The sequence below is a fragment of the Nitrospirae bacterium YQR-1 genome (genome assembly GCA_039908095.1).
GTDB lineage: Bacteria > Nitrospirota > Thermodesulfovibrionia > Thermodesulfovibrionales > Magnetobacteriaceae > Magnetomonas.
This window is the reverse complement of the sequence record JAMOBJ010000006.1, coordinates 1-16,354: the sequence shown is the minus strand read 5'-3', so window position 1 is coordinate 16,354 and position 16,354 is coordinate 1. Positions and strand designations below refer to the sequence as shown.

Sequence of the window (16,354 nt, the reverse complement as noted above, 5' to 3'; positions counted from 1 at the left end):
AGTTAGTAGTTATCATAGCAGGTGGCTGCTGTTGAGATTATAAAAACAATTAGGAGGTAAATGAATGGAACTTGACGTAACGATTGGTGCTGAGTCACTTGCTCTGGAAATCGAAAATCCATATAAGTTTGATGTAAAAGGGGCAATGGCAACAATACTTCAATTCGGTCTTGATAACGCAGAGGACCTTTCACAGCTCCAGATAGATTCTTTAATACTCAAAATGATTAAGGGCGTGGCAGGGTGTGAGCACGGCTGCCCGTCAGACGCCAAGGGGCTTGTAAACAGAGGGTTTGGCAAATTTAAACTGCACTACATAGATGGTGGAATCATCTCTGCCATATATGCTTTAAATAGCGGCAAATCTCTGAAATTAAAGCTCTTCCCCGGGTTTTAACCCCCAGAACATGACAGGACGGTGGATTTACGGGATAAATCCTGTTTTTGAGGCGCTCACTGCAAAGCGGCAGGTTAGAGTTGTTTATGTAACACAGGGCTGGAAACGCGACCGCCGCACTTTGCTGTCTCTTACCAGAGGCGCAGGGGTTGCCGTGGAAGAGGTTGGAAAGGAGTTTTTTGATAAATTTCATGGGCTGACTCATCAGGGCATATGTGCTTTGTTAAACGAGACACAGCAGTTGCTCTCCGTGGAGCAGATATATAAGAGTGTTGTCAATCCGCTGTTTGTAGTTCTTGATGGTATAGAAGACCCAAGGAATTTTGGCGCTATACTAAGAACAGCAGAGGTTGCAGGAGTTAGCGGAGTAATTTTCCAAAGCCACAGAAGTGCCGGACTCTCCCCTGTTGTGGATAAGACCTCAAGCGGGGCATCCTTTTACCTGCCCATGGCGATGGTTTCAAACATAAAACACTCGATAAGATATCTTAAGGATAACAATGTTACCGTTTATGGAGCAGACGCAGCCTCTGAGCACACCCTCTGGAGCGTTGACCTAAGAGGCCCGGTTGCCTTTGTGTTTGGCTCTGAGGGCTCAGGGCTTAGAAGAACCGTTTCTGAACACTGTGATATGCTTATTAAAATTCCGGTCTTTGGCTCGATTGACTCCCTTAACGTTTCAGTTTCCGCTGGGGTTTTTCTTTTTGAATGTAAAAGACAGAGGGAATATGAATAAGTATTTAATTGTAATAGAAAAAACCGAAAATAATTTTTCTGCGTACTCACCCGATTTGATGGGATGTGTAGCAACAGGTAAAACTCAAAAGGATGTAATTAGAAACAAGCACAGAGCTATCGAGATGCACCTTGAGGGATTAAAAGAAGATGGGATACCAATTCCGGAGCCTCATGCTTGTGTAGATTACGTTGAAATTTGAAAGAAAAACTTCAACAATTTCAAATCATGGTATTACCTGTATCGCCCCTGCCCGTAAAATCTTAATTCTACCATCTGCCGTCACCTCTAATATTGTTGAGGGAAGCCCGCCCGGAGTACAACCGCCATCAATAACAATATCTATTGCCTCTGTACCAAAGTATTTAACCACAGTTGCAGCGTCTGCGGCAGGCACAAGCCCTGAGGGATTAGCACTCGTTGAGGTTATGGGATAATTCAGGCGTCTTGCCAGTGCAAGCGCAAATGACTCTCCCGGAATACGTACCGCCACTTTACCCGCCTCATTTAAAATAAATTCGGAGCAATGTCCGTCCTTAGCCTTAAGAAGAATCGTTAACGCCCCCGGCCAATGAGTACGTCCAAGTGCGAGCGCCGGTTTATCCACAACCGCAACTTTACGTTCTATTGTCTCAACAGAGCCTGCAATCAGTGGAAAAGGCTTGTTTTCCGGTCTTCCCTTAAGCTCAAAAAGCCTCCTCAGTGCCTCCTTGTTATCACAGGCAACACCTAGCGCATAAAACGTCTCTGTCGGATACGCTATGAGCCGTCCCTCTGAGAGCGCCTGAGCGGCCTCATCTAAAACCTCCGGCACCCTCGTACCGTCTATTGTTATATATTTAATATTGCCCCCTGTAGCACTAAACTTAATTATAAAAAAAGCCTGTCAACTTTTCATATTACAAGGTAAAAAAAAGGCCCTAACTCCTTAGGGCCCGAGAGGAAGGTTTAGATGGAATGTACAATAAGAGTATATTATATTTTTCTTAGCCGTGCAGTAACTTACATCACCTCGTATTAAAACGATAAAAAGGTATATAATACAAATAGTTATCACACATACAAAATTAAGCGTCAGGAGGTATGATTGTTGTGGCACATAGCGGTGTAAGATATCAGAAGAGCCGGTGGGATTTAAGTGAACTGTTATCGTCCGGCAACGACAGTGTTATAAAGGCGGCCTTTAAAGAAATAGAGGATTGTGTGGAGGAAATTGAATCAAAACGGAGCATTATTAATCCCGGCATGGATGGCGGCGCATTTGTCAATATCCTTACGCTGATGGAAACTCTCGCAGCCCTTGCCGGAAAAATAACCGCCTATACCGCTCTCAGATTCTCTGAGGATACGCAGGATACAAAGGCTCTTGCAATTATGGGAAATGTCGAAAATTTTTTAGCGGATATGCAAAACCGGACTCTTTTTTTCAGCCTCTGGTGGAAATCTCTAACTGATGAAGAGGCTAAGCGGCTGTTGGTTTATGCCGGTAATCTTACATATTATCTTGACAGACAAAGGCAGTTTAAAGAGCACATTCTTAGTGAGCTCGAGGAAAAGATAATTAACATAAAGGACACTAACGGCTCAGGTGCACTACTGACCCTCTACGATATGCTGACAAGTAAGTACGACTTTGTTATGGATGTGGATGGCAAGACGACTCACAACACCCGTGACAGCCTTATGACTTTCGTCAGAGATATGCGTCCTGAGGTGCGTAAGGCCGCCTATAAGGAGCTGTTTGCCGTATTTGGTAAAGATGAGTCCGTCCTTTCTCAACTCTATGTCTATAGGGTACGGGACTGGGCAAAGGAGCAAATCGGATTACGGAAATTTAAAAGCCCGATTAACGTCCGCAACATGTCAAATGACATACCCGATGACGTTGTGGAAACTCTCCTGTCAGTTTGCAAAGATAACTCACACGTGTTTCACGATTATTTTAAGTTAAAAGCACAGTGGCTGGAGCTGCCTAAACTGCGCCGCTTCGACCTCTATGCTCCCATTAAAGCACAAACAAAGAAAAAAATCGAGTACTCCGATGCTGTTTCTATGGTACTTGAAAGTTTCGATAACTTTAGCCCTCAATTCTATAGACTTGCGAAAAGTGTTTTTGACAAGAAACACATTGACTCAGAGGACCGTACCAATAAGCGCGGAGGGGCATTTTGCTACGGGGTGCTTCCAAAACTCACTCCATGGGTATTGACTAATTATACCGGTGAGCCCCGTCAGGTAGCCACATTAGCCCACGAACTGGGACACGCCGTTCATTCCCTGCTGGCACAAGACCACTCGGTGCTTACATTTCATGCTCCTCTGCCCCTTGCCGAAACCGCCTCCGTATTTGCCGAAATGCTGCTTACCGAACGCCTCCTTGAAGAGGAAAATGATGCCACCGCACGCCGTCTGATTCTGAGTTCCGCCATTGACGATATGTACGCAACAGTCCTCAGGCAGGCTTTTTTTGTTATCTTTGAAAAGACCGCCCACTCACTCATAGAAAACGGCACTCCGGTTAACGATTTAAATAGTATCTACCTTAATCTTCTAAAAGAACAGTTCGGAGACTCCGTCGAGGTCTCAGATGACTTTCAAATCGAATGGATAACCATCCCACACATCTACCACACGCCGTTTTACTGCTATGCCTACAGCTTTGGCGAATTGCTCTCCCTCTCACTGTACAAAAGGTTCAAAGAAGAAGGCAGGGAATTTATCCCTAAAATCATTAAAATACTCTCCTACGGTGGCTCCACCTCCCCCGGCCTAATACTAAAAGAAGCCGGCATCGACATGCTCAGCCCCGAATTCTGGCACGGTGGCTTTGCTTTTATTAAAGAGATGATTGATAAAGGTTTAAAAAATGAGGCGATAAGAAAGAATGAAAGAATGAAAGGAGAGTAGGAGAGTAAGGAGAGTAAGGAGAGTAAGGGGAAGGACTCCGTCCTTCCCCTTAAACCCCTACCTGCAAGGGAGCGATGCCCCCTTGACCCCTTTTTGTCAGGGTCATTAAATAAACAATGGGTAAGACTTAAGTCTTACCCATTGTTGTATCTTTGCCTCAACTTTGAAGGCTCTGTATGGAACACTATCTCTTCAGTGATAATATTTCCTGTAAAAGCTCATCTGTTGTTGTGACGCTTTTAGAGTTAGCTTGAAAGGCCCTCTGATTTGTAATCATAGTGACAAACTCAGTTCCAAGGTCAACGTTACTTGTTTCAAGCGAACCTGAAACAATGCCCCCCAGGCCGCTTGTCCGTGCCGTATTAACTATAGCCTCACCGGATTCACCGGACTGTGAAAACAGATTCTGCCCCTCTTTTGTCAGTCTGTTGGCGGCATTAAAGCGGGCTAAGGCAATTTGTCCGAGAGTCCTTGTTTGACCGTTTGTAAACACAGCGGTTATCTTACCTAAATCGTCAATGTTTAAACTCTTAAGTGACCCTGGAGCGTGTCCGTCCTGACTTATATCCAGCACCTGAGAAGTATCCGCTAATTGCTGGGATGCATTTAATCCCGTGCCGCTTTGATTCAGAGACTTACCATAGTTGAAAGTAATATTCTGTGGATTAGTCACGCCACCTAGGAAGTTAAACGCAATAGAGGGCTCAGTGCTTGCCGAAACATCCGTACCTGTCCCATCGCTTACAAGATAGCCGTTAGTGTTAAACGACAGTGTCTGGGTAGCAGTTGATGTGGCGAGAGTTAATACGCTGCTTGTGGTTGACTGTTGATAAGCATAATGGACCTCCCACGAGTTGTTTGCAGTTTTAGTATAATAAGCGGTTACCTCATGTGAGCCGCCCTGGGAGTCATATACGGTTGAGGTGGATGAGTAATTGTAATTGCCTGGGTCGTCACTTATACCATCGCCGTCACTGTCAAGCGAAAATGCAGCAGTTATAACGCTTGCCTGGGAATTCAGGTTGAGTGTCCAGTCCACATTGCTTGTTACTGCTGCGGAACTGAAGCTCGTATCTACTTTGATATCGCTGAGATTGCCGCTTGTCACCGATACAGCATTTACGTCTGTAGCCATGTATCCCTGCACTCTGAAACCTGTAGAGGTTACCATATAGCCGTCTTTATCCAAACTAAAGTTGCCTGCACGGGTATAGTAAGTCATACCTGAGGATGAGCTTGTTGCGTTGTCTCTAACTAGAAAAAATCCGTTGCCGTCTATAGCTAAATCCATGCCGTTATTGGTTGCAACAAAAGAGCCCTGAGTAAAAAGTGGGCTTACACTGTCAACAAGAGAGCCCCTCCCAACCTGCCCCCCCCCCCGCTACACCTACCAGGCTTTGACTCAGTACGTCACCAAATGACGCCCTGCTTGCTTTAAAACCGGTTGTATTCATGTTTGCTATATTGTCACCCACAACACCTAATGACGTACTGTTTGTGCTCATACCGCTAACTGCCGTCCAAAGAGATGTTATCATATCAATATCCTCCTGTCTTGTCTCATATCTCTAAGACGATGTTGTGGCTGATGATGATGTTGTCGTTGTTCCTATTTGCTTGACGTTACCCATTAAAACGTTACTGCCGTTGTCAAGCGTCAGGGAAGAGACCCCGTCATTAAAACTGATTCCGGTTATTTTACCGGTCGTTCCATCATCCATAATAACATCCTTACCTATCAGATTTGCCGCCATCATATTATTTAAAGAGTTTGAGTACGAGTTCAAATCTGTAATCCCGCTCTGTATGCTGTTTAGTGCCTCAAGTGAGCTAAATTGTGCTAACTGTGTGGTAAAGTTAGACGAATCCATAGGGTCCAATGGATTCTGGTACTGAAGCTGTTTTGTAAAGAGCTTAAGAAAATCCATCTTATCCACGGTATCTTTTGATGAGGCCGTTGAGCTTGTACTTGATGTGGTGCCCGATGACGTCGTGTTTGACGTTGCTGTGTTTATTGTTGTACTCATATCTATACCTCCTATTTGCTTATGCAAATATGTTTATCAAACCATCATCTGATGTGCTATATCTGTTTACGGATGTAATTTCCGCTTCTTGAGAGTCACCGTCAAGACCTTTCTTGCCATCGTTACCCTGTTGTTTACCATTGCCGTCCTGGCTTCCTTTGTCCTTTAGTGAAACTGAAAAATCCCCTACCGTTAACCCCTCCTGAGTCAAAGCTTTTACTATATCATTCAGATTCTTTTCAATTATAACCTTCGCCGCCTCATCAGAGGCTCTTATATCGGCATGAAGAGTGCCCTTTTCTATATTTAACTGTATCTTGACAGAGCCCAGACCATCCGGCTCCAAACGCACCTCTATTGAAGTATCACTTAGCTTGTTTACACTGAAGACATGCTCATTTAGTTGAATAGCTTTGGGAACATTTCCCTCAGTGCTTACCGCATGAGGCGCCGTGCCGGTAGTTTGTTGATGTGTCTTTGCCGTCAAGTCCTGATTAAACATCTGCTCTATGCCTGGGTTGCCCTCAGTCTTATTGTTTTGTAGTTTTTCATACCGGCTGTTGCCGGCATCGTTTTGTACTGCCTCCTCCGCCATAATTTCAAATTCATTGGTATTTAGTTTTGCTGCATTCAGAGTGTCCGGCAGCTCAGGAGTCTCATTATCATCTGTGCTGTTTATCAATAACTCCTTTATAGATGCCCCTTTGCCGGCCTCATTTTTCGCCTCTGATACAGTTGGAAAATCAGCAACGTTAGCTTCAGCCTCTCCCTGTTTAAGCATATCCGCCGGATTTTCAGTATTTGCAGCCTTTTGTGGATTCGCTGCTTCAGGCATGATTCCGGAAAGTCTCCCGTTCAAAGCTGAATTCACACCGGTGTCCTCCACCACAGCGGTGGAAAAATCTGTTACGACTCCGACTCCAAAGAGGTTCATTGCCATCATAGACGCCGACATGGAACCTGCCTGAGCCGTGTTTTCATTATCATCGGAAACTTTTTTGTCTGAGGAAATGCTTTTCCTGTCCTCAGAAGTATTCTTATCTGGGGAAATGCTTTTCCTGTCCTCAGAAGTATTCTTGTCTGAGGCGGTACGTTGTCTGTCATTAAGTGCTCTTTTAAAAACAGTATCAAACTTATTTGGAGTGTCGTCATCAGATATGTGTTTAACTCCGTTTTGGCGCCCCTGCACCTGTTCCCCTGCTCCCTGTAAGTTTATCGCATTAGTATCATTCATAGCAATGTTAAATGCAAATCCCGTACCAAATAAGCAACATGCTTGTTTAATAATGAATAACAATATCTTATGCAGTGGGAAAATTAAAAAAGGATGGAAAAACTTTTCATTTAACAGGAAAACTTTTCTTTATATTAACCATTTTTTCTGTAAGTGACGCTACTTTCTTAGGTTCTATCTGAGCCATTGCAGCCCCTGCTTTTCTTGGACTCATTTTCAATAAGATATTAGCGGCTGTATCCTCATCCAGAGCGCTGATACGTGCTCCCGCCTCCTCTGACGGCATAGCTTCAAAGTCCTTTACAACCCTTTTAAAACGCTCATCACCGGGCTGTTGCAGTTTTTTCAAAGCTTCTTCTATTTGCTTAAGAATGTTCTGATACTTTTCCACTTTAGCATCTATTTCCGCCTTAAGCGCATCAACCCTGGCCGCCTCTTTCTTTACACTTTCCTCCTTAAGTGCCAGGTCCTTTTGCCTCTGCAGGCACTCATCCTCGGCGTACGTATAGGCGGGTTGGAAATATAAGGTTAAGCAACAAACAAGGCTAATAGCGAGGGAGCCTTGATAAATATATAAAATCCATTTCACGCTGGGCTTGCCTTTCCGACTTTTTCTGTTCATCTTTTACTACCCTGTCCTTTAATATCTCAACTGTTTTCATCTCTTTATACGCCTCTGTCAATTCAGCCTGCCTTTTTTCTACCTCAGCCGTTTTATCTATTATAACTTTATTTTGTTTATCAATTTTCTTGTAGAGGCTCTCTATGTAATCATAATAAAGGGTAAGCTCATAAACATTAATGTTTCTGGAAGTCTTCTTTTTGTCTAAAACAGCGGTATTGTCGGCAAGGAGTCTCTCCAGCATCGCAAGTGTATCCTGTTCGGTACGCAGCACCTTCCATGCTCTTTGGAGCTCAATTTCGGCCTCAGATTTCTGATATTCCTTTACCTGAAGAATCCGCTTAAGCGTATCAACTCTGGCCATAATTTATTTTACCTGAAAAAGCTCAAAAAGTTTGGTTATAGTGATTTTAAAATCTCTCTGTTCCGTCATTCCCTGTCTTAAAAAAGCATTTAGTTTATCTATCATGGAAAGGGCAAAGTCAACCTTTGGATTTGACCCTTCCTTGTAAGCGCCCAGATTAATCATATCCTCAAATCTTTTATAAACAGCCATGGTCTCCATGAATTTACCGGCCACTGTTTTATGTCTATCATTTATTATATCAGGCATTACCCTGCTTATAGAGCGCAGAATATTTATGGCGGGATAGTGGTTTTCCATGGCAAGCTCTCTTGAAAGCACAATGTGGCCGTCTAAGATGGAAGTTGCCGTGTCAGCTACCGGGTCAGTGAGATCATCCCCCTCCACAAGCACCGTGTAAAGCCCTGTAATGCTCCCCTTGCCCTTTATGGTGCCGGCACGTTCAAGGAGTCTGGGCAGCAGGGCAAACACAGACGGCGTATAGCCCTTAGAGGCTGGTGGCTCACCCGTGGCAAGACCTATCTCCCTCTGAGCCATGGCAACCCGTGTAAGAGAGTCCATAAACAGAAGGACATCCTTGCCCTGTGCTCTGAAGTAGTCTGCAATTGCCGTTGCTACAAAGGCATTTCTTACTTTAGCTACCGGCGACTGCTCGGATGTGGTAACCACCACAATAGAGCGTTTCATGCCCTCCGGGCCCAGGTCGCGCTCTATGAACTCCCTCACTTCACGGTTTCTTTCACCTATAAGTGAAATTACGTTTAAATCCGCATGAGTATATTTTGCCATCATGCCCAGAAGTACGCTTTTTCCCACACCGGCGCCGGACATTATTCCTACCCTCTGGCCCTTACCGATTGTCAGAAGTCCGTTTATCGCTGAAATACCAAGGTCTATAGGCTCTGAAATCCGCTCCCTTTGCAGAGGATTAATCAATGATGGATTCAGCGGATAGTGCTCCGCCCGTATCGGACCCATGCCGTCAAGTGGCTCTCCCGCCTCGTTAACCACACGTCCTATAAGTTGTTGCCCTACCCTTACAGATACCTTACGCCCCATTGCCCTGATTCTGCTGCCCGGGCGTATCAAAGAAATATCCCCTGTTGCCATGAGGAGCATCTTGCCGTCCTTAAATCCTACCACCTCAGCATCTACAGCAGTGCCGTTGCCGGAGTATATCAAACAGGTCTCACCTACGGTTGCCTTAACTCCTGTGCATTTTATCAGTATTCCGGTTATCTCTACAATCCGCCCATATACCCTGAGAGGGTCGATTTTCTGTACTATATCGATATACGGATTGAGGTCAACCGCCTGCATCGTGCTCTCTCATCTGCTCAAGGATATTATCCAGCAGCTCCAGGGGATTAACAGAAACCTCCTCAAGTGGGCCTATGACCTCTGCAGCCTCAGCAGGCATTGCAGGGTCCGTCTCAAACACTATCTCCTGGTGCAGTTGCGTTAGTTCCGCTCTCTCGGATAGAAACAAATCGTAGAGGGCTGGATTTAGCTTTATTGTAATAGTACCTGTTTTTTTAAGCCTGTTTATTCCCTCTTTAGCAAGTCGCGGTAAAATATCATGGTTGAGTCTGAGCTCGGCTAAAAGAGCCGCCCTTGCCATACCTTCAGCCAATTGCACAACAGATGGTTCAACATTGCTTAGAATCTCTTCTTTAACAGTGCAAAGCTCACCAATGATTTTACTCATGGCATCGAGCAAGGGCAGTTTTTTTTGATTAAACTCTGTCAGTGCCTGATTGTATCCAGTTTCCTGAGCCGCCTTATAGCCTTCTTCATAGCCCCTCCGCCCTGCCTCCTGCTCTATCTGCCGGGCTTTTTCCTCCGCGGCGGCGATTATCTCCTCAGGAGACGGTACCTGCTCCTGTTCAACCGTCACCTCAGGCAGGCTGCTTATCAGACTCTCCTCAGAAGCACCACCTTCCTCTGTAGCCGGAACCAAAAACTCATCAACCGGTGTATCAACAACCGGCTCACTCTCTAAAGCCAACTCATCAGACTCTGCAACATCCACGGAGTCCTCAGGCTGCTGCTCCTCCTCTGTAACATTATTAACCCGCTGGTCTAAGGAGGGCATTAAAAATCGTTCCGCTTGCCTACCCTTTATTACCCCCGATCTATACAAGCTGTTCTTCCTCAGAGCTTCCAGGCAGAATTATCTTACCCTCTTCACTGAGTTTTCTGGCTATCTTGATTATATTTTGCTGAGATTTTTCAACCTCGGAGACCCTCACCGGCCCCTTAGATTCCATCTCATCTTTTAGAATCTCGGCGGCTCTCTTGGACATATTCTTAAAGACCTTCTCCTTAAGTCCTTCTGATGCAGTTTTAAGGGCCAGGGAAAGATCCTCGGTGCTAACCTCTTTAAGTACCATCTGAATGCCTCTGTCATCAAGCCTTGTGAGGTCCTCAAAGACAAACATGAACTGCCTGATAGCATCTGCAAGTTCATAGTCATGGCTTTCTATGTTTTCAAGAATCAACTCCTCGGTTGCCTTATCTATGGAGTTCAGTATCTGTGCGACCTTCTTAACACCGCCGACCTTTATACCCTCGCCGCGCTCAAGGTCAAGCTCACTCTTTAACACATCCTCAATCTCTTCAATGGCATCCATCGGGATACCCTCCGTAGTAGCCATTCGCATTGCCACATCCACCTTTAATGACTTCGGCATTGTCTGCAGCACAATGGCAGCCTGTCCGGGGTCAAGCAAACTCAGAATCAGAGCTATCGTCTGTGGATGCTCTGTAAGAAGGAAGTTGGTCAGTTTTTTAGCATCCACCTTCTTGAGGTTTTCAAGAGTGGCCTCGATAGCTGCCTTTTCCATTATCTTTTTGGCGGTTTTCTCGTCCAGTCCTTTAATCAGCATGTTCTTTACATAATCGTTGCCGCCTATATATACCTCGCCCTTTTCTATCTTTTTAGAGGCTTCTTTAAAAACAGCCTTCACCTCATCTTCCTTCAGTGACTTGATTTTTGTCATAACGCTGGCGATTTTGCCTATCTCTTTCATATCGAGATTTTTCATAATCTCGGCGGCGGCATCCTCACCTATAGCGGTTAAAAATATTGCAGCTTTCTCAAAGCCGGTCAATTGCACTGCCATACTCTATGTCTCCTCATGTTCCAGCCACTCCCTTATAATCTTTGAAGCCTTCTTCGGATTATCTTTAATCCACTTAGACCAGTCACCCAACTCCTGTGTCATATGAGACATTGCCTTTGCAGGGGGTTTAACCGGGGCATCGCCGCCGCCCGTTAGCTTAATATCAGCTACCTTTGCAGGGGATTTAGCTACACTTTTCCTCTCGTCCGTTAATTTAATATCCGTTAACTTAGTAGTCTCCGGAAGTACCTTATGTTTCTCATTAGCCATAGTCTTTAAGCCTCCTCGTGCTCCATCCATTCTCTTACTATCTGTGAAGCCTGATTAGGGTTATCCTGTACCCATCTGGCCCAGTCGTTGAGATCCTCCAGTACCCCTATCTCATCCTCAGGAGGCATTGACACCTCACGCTCCCTTTCCGGCTCCGGCGGTGGTCCGGGCGCTCTCGGTTGTTTTTCAATAAGCTCCGGCATCGGTTTTAATCTTGGTAAATCAGGAGCCGGAGGCGGTGCCGTCAAAGACTTTATAACCGGACGCACTACAAAAATTATAAAAAGCAACGCAAGCAGCACAGGCGCCAGATACTTTGCAAGCAACACACTGTCTTTGACATAATCACGCTTTGGCGGCTCCTCTTTGGGAATCCCGTCAAATGGCATATTTATTACAGTCACCTCATCGCCGCGTTTATCAATATAGCCTATTGCCTTTTTAACCAAATCCCCGTACTGCTTTAACTCCTCTTCAGTCCTTGGCACATATTCCATCACAGGCTCTGTTTTTTTCTTTTTATCTTTTGCCGGTTCCTTCTTTTCTTTAAACACACCGTCAACCAACACCGCCGCTGAAATTCTCTTTACACTCCCATAGGGGCCCACAACATGGCTTGTAACCTTAGATATTTCGTAATTAGTCGTATCACTTTGTTTTTGCATTGAGGTCTGCATTCCACCCCCCTGATATGGAACTTTTCCAGGAAGATTGGACTGCACACCTGGAATTCCCCCTGGACTGGTAGTGACAGATTTTTCTTTCATAGACTGCTCACTTCTTACTACACTTCCCTCAGGGTCGTATTTCTCCTCGGTTTTTTCTGTTTTTGCAAAATCAAGCTCCACAGTGACACGGGCCTTAACCTTTTCCCTTCCAACCACAGGCCCCAGTATCTCACCTATCCGGTCCTGCATTTCCTTTTCATACTTACGCTGGTACTCCAGCTGCGTGGCTGTAAGGCCTATCATTTCATCGGTTGGACGTGTCAGAAGCTCCCCTTTGTCGTTAAGTACGGTAATGTTATTTAATATAAGCCCCTCAACGCTGCTGGAAACAAGATGCACTATGCCCTGTATCTGCTCCTGCGTAAGTGCCTTGTTCGGTTTCAGGGTTACAACGACAGAGGCGGTAGGTAGTTCCTTGTCTTTAACAAAAAGAGATTTCTCCGGTACGGCAAGATGGACTTTTGCCTTTTGTATCTCACCAAGGGAGGCGATAGTTCTTGCCAGCTCGCCCTCAAGCGCTCTCCTGTAGTTTAACTTCTGGACAAAATCAGTAGCCTGAAAATCGGTTTTATCAAAAATCTCAAACCCTACGCCACTGCCCTGTGGAAGCCCCTGTGTGGCAAGCTGAATTCTGAGCTCATGGACTTTTTCCTGAGGAACCATTATGCTGTTTTGAGTAACATTGTAGGGAATTTTAAGTTCTTTCAGCTTGGCTACGATTTTCCCGGCATCCGGCTCGGCTAAATTTGAAAACAACACCTGGTAGGGCACTTTTTGAGACCATGCAAACAACAATATTATAGTGGCCAGGCCCATAACAACACCGCCTGCCATCAGGGCCTTCTTCTTGTTCGGCCACTTCTTTAGTTTGTCAATAATACCTGCAACATCAACCATTTAATTTAGGTTCCAAATCACAGGCCGCCATATTAAAAAGCTCAACCGGTGAGAACCACCCCCTATACTTGCATCCTCATAACCTCTTCGTAGGCGTTAAGAAGCTTATTCCTCACCTCTTGCATTATCTGAAAGGACAGATCGGCTTTTTCCATAGCAAGTACAGCATTATTAATATCACCTCCGGAGGCAAGGTCATCAATAGCCTTATCCGCTTCCTTTTGGATATTGTTTACCTTTGTCAGGGCATCTTTTAAAACAATATCAAATCCTCCGCCGCCGCCCTGGTCAACCGGTGTTTGCTTCTTAAGTTCTTGTGCAAAATTTACTCCGGAAACCTTATTAAGATCAGCCATGGTTTACCTCCCGATTTCCAAAGTTTTCAAAAACATACTTTTAGAGACATTAAATGCAGAGACATTAGCCTCGTAGGCTCTGGTGGTCATCATCATGTTGACCATCTCCTCCACCACATTAATGTTTGGCATAGCCACGTAACCCCGTTCATCGGCATCGGGGTGTGACGGGTCATAGACCATCATAGGTGGATGAGGGTCCTCATATATTTCCGCCACTCTGACTCCGTTTGAATGGCTCCGCACGTCCTGTTCCATTAAAGTAGTTTGAAACACAACGTCCCGTCTCTTGTAGGGACCGCCCTCTTGTGTTTGTGTCGTGTGAATGTTAGCCAGGTTGGAGGCTATCACGTTCATACGCTCACGCTGCGCTGCAAGGGCTGATGCGCTTACTTTAAAAACTCCGAACACTTCCATTCTATTGCGTCCTCTTCGCTGCCGATTTATACATTTTGTACTTTGTAGAAATCAACTTAGTTGCTCCTTGGTATAATAAACCATTTTCAGTCATTTTTGCCACTTCCATATCAAGTTCCACATTATTTTTATCACCCCAGAAGAGGGTGTTTTCATCTATCACCGCCCCATCGCGCCCAGGATACAAGCCATCTTCATAATGCGCCGCTTTTGTTGCAACCAGTTTTAACTTTGCCTTATTGAAAAAAGCACTGAAGTCCAGCTCCTTTGCCCTGTAACCGGGTGTATCGGAATTGGCTATATTAGACGACAAAACCTTCTGTCTCATTGTCGTGTAATCCATTAAAGTATTTAGTGTAACTACACCTTCATCCATAGCCTGCCCCTTATGGGTTCACTCCATCTTCAAAAGGGCTTACCGCTTGCCAGCCCTCGGCCACTATGTCTATTTCCGCTTTAAACATCTCTCTCCTTCTCTTATCGGCATTATCGTGCCTGAACATTCAACTGCCTGTAATATTAAGTATCAATAATCATGCCAAATTAATGAAACTACCAAAATCATTAAGCTTAATTCCAACATCAACCGCTAAAGACATTGTTTATAAAGCAAAATTCATTTTCATACCAACCCTCCGCAAAACCTTCTCAGGAGGTAAAAGTTGGCAAAAAGCCGTCAAATAAGCGCCAAAAAACCTACACACCGGGAAAATCTTTCCCATATTCGTTTAATTTATTTCTTATGGTTCTCACACTTACACCCAGAATTTTGGCGGCCTTGGTTTTATTCCCGTCAACTTCCTTTAGCGTTTTAAAGATGAGGTCCTTTTCCATTGCCCTTATGCCCTTTGCATCAGTACCGGTGGCGGCGCCGGCGGGGTCGTCAAACATGAAATCATCGGCGTCTATATACTCAGTGCGTGAAAGCAGCACCGCTCTGTGAATCACGTTTTCAAGTTCCCTTATGTTTCCTCTCCATGGGTTTTTTTCAATAACAGAGAGGGCCTCTTTTTTAATACCCTTAACGCCTTTGTTTAAGAGAGAGGCGTATTTTTTAACAAAGTACTCCGACAGGGCTACAATATCCTCCGGACGTTCTCTCAAAGGGGGAATGTGAAGCGGAAAGACGCTAAGCCTGTAGTAGAGGTCTTCTCTGAATTTCCCCTCAGTGCTTTCCTTGTAGAGGTCTCTGTTTGTGGTGGCAATCACTCTGGTATCTATGGGGATAGTCTGTTTTCCTCCGACCCTGTCTATTTCCTTTTCCTGAAGCACTCTTAGGAGTTTTGCCTGAAGGGCGAGAGGCATCTCCCCGATTTCATCCAAAAGGATAGTACCACCGCTTGCAAGCTCAAATTTGCCTAGTTTCTTATCGGCAGCACCGGTAAAAGCACCTTTTTCGTGCCCGAACAGCTCTGATTCCAGGAGATTTTCCGGAATGGCGGCACAGTTTACACCAATAAATTGTTTTTGCTTTCTCTGGCTACACTGGTGGATAAACCTTGCTACCAGCTCTTTACCGGTACCGCTCTCACCGTAAATCAGCACGGTAGTGTCCCCTGAGGAAACCTCGTTAGCAAGGAGCAGGATTTTTTTCATTTTATTATTTTCCGTGATAATCTCCTTTGCCGAGGCCATAGCCTCCATGATGGAGTTAATCTTACGGGTAAGAGTGTCAAAAGAAAAGGGTTTCATCAGGTAATCCGAGGCGCCTTCTTTCATGGCCTCAACTGCGTTTTCAACCGTTCCAAACCCTGTTATAACAAGCACGGGGAGATTTCCCACGCGCTTTTTAACTTCTTTCAAAAAAGTCAAGCCGTCCATTTTAGGCATTTTCATATCCGTTACGACAAGGGCAATAGGGGTGCCTGCAAGTTTACTCAGGGCGTCCTGCCCGTTTTCAGCCACTATTGCCTCAAATCCCAGCCTTTTTATTGCTTCCCTCAGGGCGTCCCTCATCTGGGGATCATCGTCAACCACAAGTATGGGTTTCATCCAATCTACTCCTTAATATTCTGTTATGTTAAAAAAATAAAGACCATACCCATCTTTATATTATACTATTTTTCTATATTTTTTTTCTATCTATCCAGGGCAAACGCATTAGATGAAAATATTATTTTGCCTTTATAGTTAACTGCTATGTTGAAATGTCAAGCCTTCTTTTTTTTCTTTTCTAAATTTTCTCCAAAAATTTAGTAGTAGAGCCTGTGGGAATGTTAATAACTCGCAGAGTTATTAAAGTGCTTGTTAGTAGTGTTGATAACTCAAAGAGTT

Annotated in this window: 19 protein-coding genes and 1 pseudogene; 4 read left to right on the top strand and 16 right to left on the bottom strand. The window is 44.8% G+C overall.

What is annotated here, in order from left to right; genetic code table 11:
- Positions 1-64: 64 nt before the first annotated feature.
- The 3 genes from H7844_04970 to H7844_04960 are packed head-to-tail and all read left to right on the top strand — an operon-like array spanning position 65 to position 1,335.
- Complete coding sequence (locus H7844_04970; GenBank protein MEO5356633.1) at positions 65-397, top strand: hypothetical protein; 333 nt, start codon at positions 65-67, stop codon at positions 395-397.
- Positions 398-407: 10 nt separating this feature from the next.
- Positions 408-1,133, top strand: a complete 726-nt coding sequence (gene rlmB, locus H7844_04965) for a 23S rRNA (guanosine(2251)-2'-O)-methyltransferase RlmB (protein ID MEO5356632.1) — start codon at positions 408-410, stop codon at positions 1,131-1,133.
- Positions 1,126-1,335, top strand: a complete 210-nt coding sequence (locus tag H7844_04960; protein MEO5356631.1) for a type II toxin-antitoxin system HicB family antitoxin — start codon at positions 1,126-1,128, stop codon at positions 1,333-1,335. Before rlmB ends, H7844_04960 begins: the two co-directional genes overlap by 8 nt.
- 24 nt (positions 1,336-1,359) lie before the next feature.
- Here H7844_04960 and H7844_04955 read toward each other — a convergent pair whose 3' ends face one another.
- Positions 1,360-1,947 (bottom strand): L-threonylcarbamoyladenylate synthase, encoded by a 588-nt coding sequence (locus H7844_04955; GenBank protein ID MEO5356630.1) that lies wholly within the window; start codon positions 1,945-1,947, stop codon positions 1,360-1,362.
- 269 nt (positions 1,948-2,216) lie between these two features.
- Here H7844_04955 and H7844_04950 point away from each other — a divergent pair, with 269 nt between their 5' ends.
- Positions 2,217-4,040, top strand: coding sequence for a M3 family oligoendopeptidase (locus H7844_04950; GenBank protein ID MEO5356629.1), 1,824 nt, complete (start codon positions 2,217-2,219; stop codon positions 4,038-4,040).
- 184 nt (positions 4,041-4,224) lie between these two features.
- On the opposite strand, the pseudogene H7844_04945 reads toward H7844_04950, so the two are convergent.
- From H7844_04945 to H7844_04875, 15 genes and pseudogenes are all read right to left on the bottom strand, one after another.
- A pseudogene (locus tag H7844_04945) lies at positions 4,225-5,352 on the bottom strand (flagellar hook protein FlgE).
- A gap of 31 nt (positions 5,353-5,383) precedes the next feature.
- Positions 5,384-5,578 (bottom strand): flagellar basal body protein, encoded by a 195-nt coding sequence (locus tag H7844_04940; GenBank protein ID MEO5356628.1) that lies wholly within the window; start codon positions 5,576-5,578, stop codon positions 5,384-5,386.
- 30 nt (positions 5,579-5,608) lie between these two features.
- Complete coding sequence (locus tag H7844_04935; protein ID MEO5356627.1) at positions 5,609-6,067, bottom strand: hypothetical protein; 459 nt, start codon at positions 6,065-6,067, stop codon at positions 5,609-5,611.
- A gap of 19 nt (positions 6,068-6,086) precedes the next feature.
- Positions 6,087-7,301: a flagellar hook-length control protein FliK gene (locus tag H7844_04930; protein ID MEO5356626.1), complete on the bottom strand. Its 1,215-nt coding sequence runs from the start codon at positions 7,299-7,301 to the stop codon at positions 6,087-6,089.
- A 106-nt stretch (positions 7,302-7,407) separates the two neighbouring features.
- Positions 7,408-7,890: a hypothetical protein gene (locus H7844_04925; GenBank protein ID MEO5356625.1), complete on the bottom strand. Its 483-nt coding sequence runs from the start codon at positions 7,888-7,890 to the stop codon at positions 7,408-7,410.
- The gene (fliJ, locus tag H7844_04920) at positions 7,847-8,287 is read right to left on the bottom strand and encodes a flagellar export protein FliJ (protein ID MEO5356624.1); all 441 of its coding nucleotides are present in this window, start codon (positions 8,285-8,287) and stop codon (positions 7,847-7,849) included. Before fliJ ends, H7844_04925 begins: the two co-directional genes overlap by 44 nt.
- A gap of 3 nt (positions 8,288-8,290) precedes the next feature.
- Entirely contained in the window at positions 8,291-9,607 is a 1,317-nt protein-coding gene (locus H7844_04915; GenBank protein MEO5356623.1) for a FliI/YscN family ATPase, read from the bottom strand.
- Complete coding sequence (locus H7844_04910) at positions 9,594-10,430, bottom strand: hypothetical protein (protein ID MEO5356622.1); 837 nt, start codon at positions 10,428-10,430, stop codon at positions 9,594-9,596. The genes H7844_04915 and H7844_04910 overlap by 14 nt, the downstream gene beginning before the upstream one ends.
- A complete protein-coding gene (fliG, locus tag H7844_04905) occupies positions 10,423-11,412 on the bottom strand; it encodes a flagellar motor switch protein FliG (GenBank protein MEO5356621.1) in 990 nt (329 codons plus the stop codon). Before fliG ends, H7844_04910 begins: the two co-directional genes overlap by 8 nt.
- Positions 11,413-11,415: 3 nt before the next feature.
- Positions 11,416-11,682, bottom strand: coding sequence for a hypothetical protein (locus H7844_04900; GenBank protein MEO5356620.1), 267 nt, complete (start codon positions 11,680-11,682; stop codon positions 11,416-11,418).
- 5 nt (positions 11,683-11,687) lie between these two features.
- Entirely contained in the window at positions 11,688-13,307 is a 1,620-nt protein-coding gene (gene fliF, locus H7844_04895) for a flagellar M-ring protein FliF (protein MEO5356619.1), read from the bottom strand.
- A gap of 62 nt (positions 13,308-13,369) precedes the next feature.
- Positions 13,370-13,663, bottom strand: a complete 294-nt coding sequence (gene fliE / locus H7844_04890) for a flagellar hook-basal body complex protein FliE (protein MEO5356618.1) — start codon at positions 13,661-13,663, stop codon at positions 13,370-13,372.
- Between the two features lie 3 nt (positions 13,664-13,666).
- Positions 13,667-14,080, bottom strand: a complete 414-nt coding sequence (flgC, locus tag H7844_04885; GenBank protein ID MEO5356617.1) for a flagellar basal body rod protein FlgC — start codon at positions 14,078-14,080, stop codon at positions 13,667-13,669.
- 1 nt (position 14,081) lies between these two features.
- A complete protein-coding gene (gene flgB / locus H7844_04880; protein ID MEO5356616.1) occupies positions 14,082-14,456 on the bottom strand; it encodes a flagellar basal body rod protein FlgB in 375 nt (124 codons plus the stop codon).
- A gap of 320 nt (positions 14,457-14,776) precedes the next feature.
- Complete coding sequence (locus H7844_04875) at positions 14,777-16,072, bottom strand: sigma-54 dependent transcriptional regulator (GenBank protein ID MEO5356615.1); 1,296 nt, start codon at positions 16,070-16,072, stop codon at positions 14,777-14,779.
- Positions 16,073-16,354 lie beyond the last annotated feature (282 nt).

Coding starts and splice junctions, on each gene's coding strand:
- H7844_04950 (MEO5356629.1), top strand. CDS start 2,217: ATGATTGTTGTGGCACATAGCGGTGTAAGATATCAGAAGAGCCGGTGG.
- H7844_04940 (MEO5356628.1), bottom strand. CDS start 5,578: ATGATAACATCTCTTTGGACGGCAGTTAGCGGTATGAGCACAAACAGT.
- H7844_04960 (MEO5356631.1), top strand. CDS start 1,126: ATGAATAAGTATTTAATTGTAATAGAAAAAACCGAAAATAATTTTTCT.
- fliE (MEO5356618.1), bottom strand. CDS start 13,663: ATGGCTGATCTTAATAAGGTTTCCGGAGTAAATTTTGCACAAGAACTT.
- flgC (MEO5356617.1), bottom strand. CDS start 14,080: ATGGAAGTGTTCGGAGTTTTTAAAGTAAGCGCATCAGCCCTTGCAGCG.
- fliJ (MEO5356624.1), bottom strand. CDS start 8,287: ATGGCCAGAGTTGATACGCTTAAGCGGATTCTTCAGGTAAAGGAATAT.
- H7844_04930 (MEO5356626.1), bottom strand. CDS start 7,301: ATGAATGATACTAATGCGATAAACTTACAGGGAGCAGGGGAACAGGTG.
- fliF (MEO5356619.1), bottom strand. CDS start 13,307: ATGGTTGATGTTGCAGGTATTATTGACAAACTAAAGAAGTGGCCGAAC.
- H7844_04875 (MEO5356615.1), bottom strand. CDS start 16,072: ATGAAACCCATACTTGTGGTTGACGATGATCCCCAGATGAGGGACGCC.
- flgB (MEO5356616.1), bottom strand. CDS start 14,456: ATGGATGAAGGTGTAGTTACACTAAATACTTTAATGGATTACACGACA.
- H7844_04915 (MEO5356623.1), bottom strand. CDS start 9,607: ATGCAGGCGGTTGACCTCAATCCGTATATCGATATAGTACAGAAAATC.
- rlmB (MEO5356632.1), top strand. CDS start 408: ATGACAGGACGGTGGATTTACGGGATAAATCCTGTTTTTGAGGCGCTC.
- H7844_04900 (MEO5356620.1), bottom strand. CDS start 11,682: ATGGCTAATGAGAAACATAAGGTACTTCCGGAGACTACTAAGTTAACG.
- H7844_04935 (MEO5356627.1), bottom strand. CDS start 6,067: ATGAGTACAACAATAAACACAGCAACGTCAAACACGACGTCATCGGGC.
- H7844_04970 (MEO5356633.1), top strand. CDS start 65: ATGGAACTTGACGTAACGATTGGTGCTGAGTCACTTGCTCTGGAAATC.
- fliG (MEO5356621.1), bottom strand. CDS start 11,412: ATGGCAGTGCAATTGACCGGCTTTGAGAAAGCTGCAATATTTTTAACC.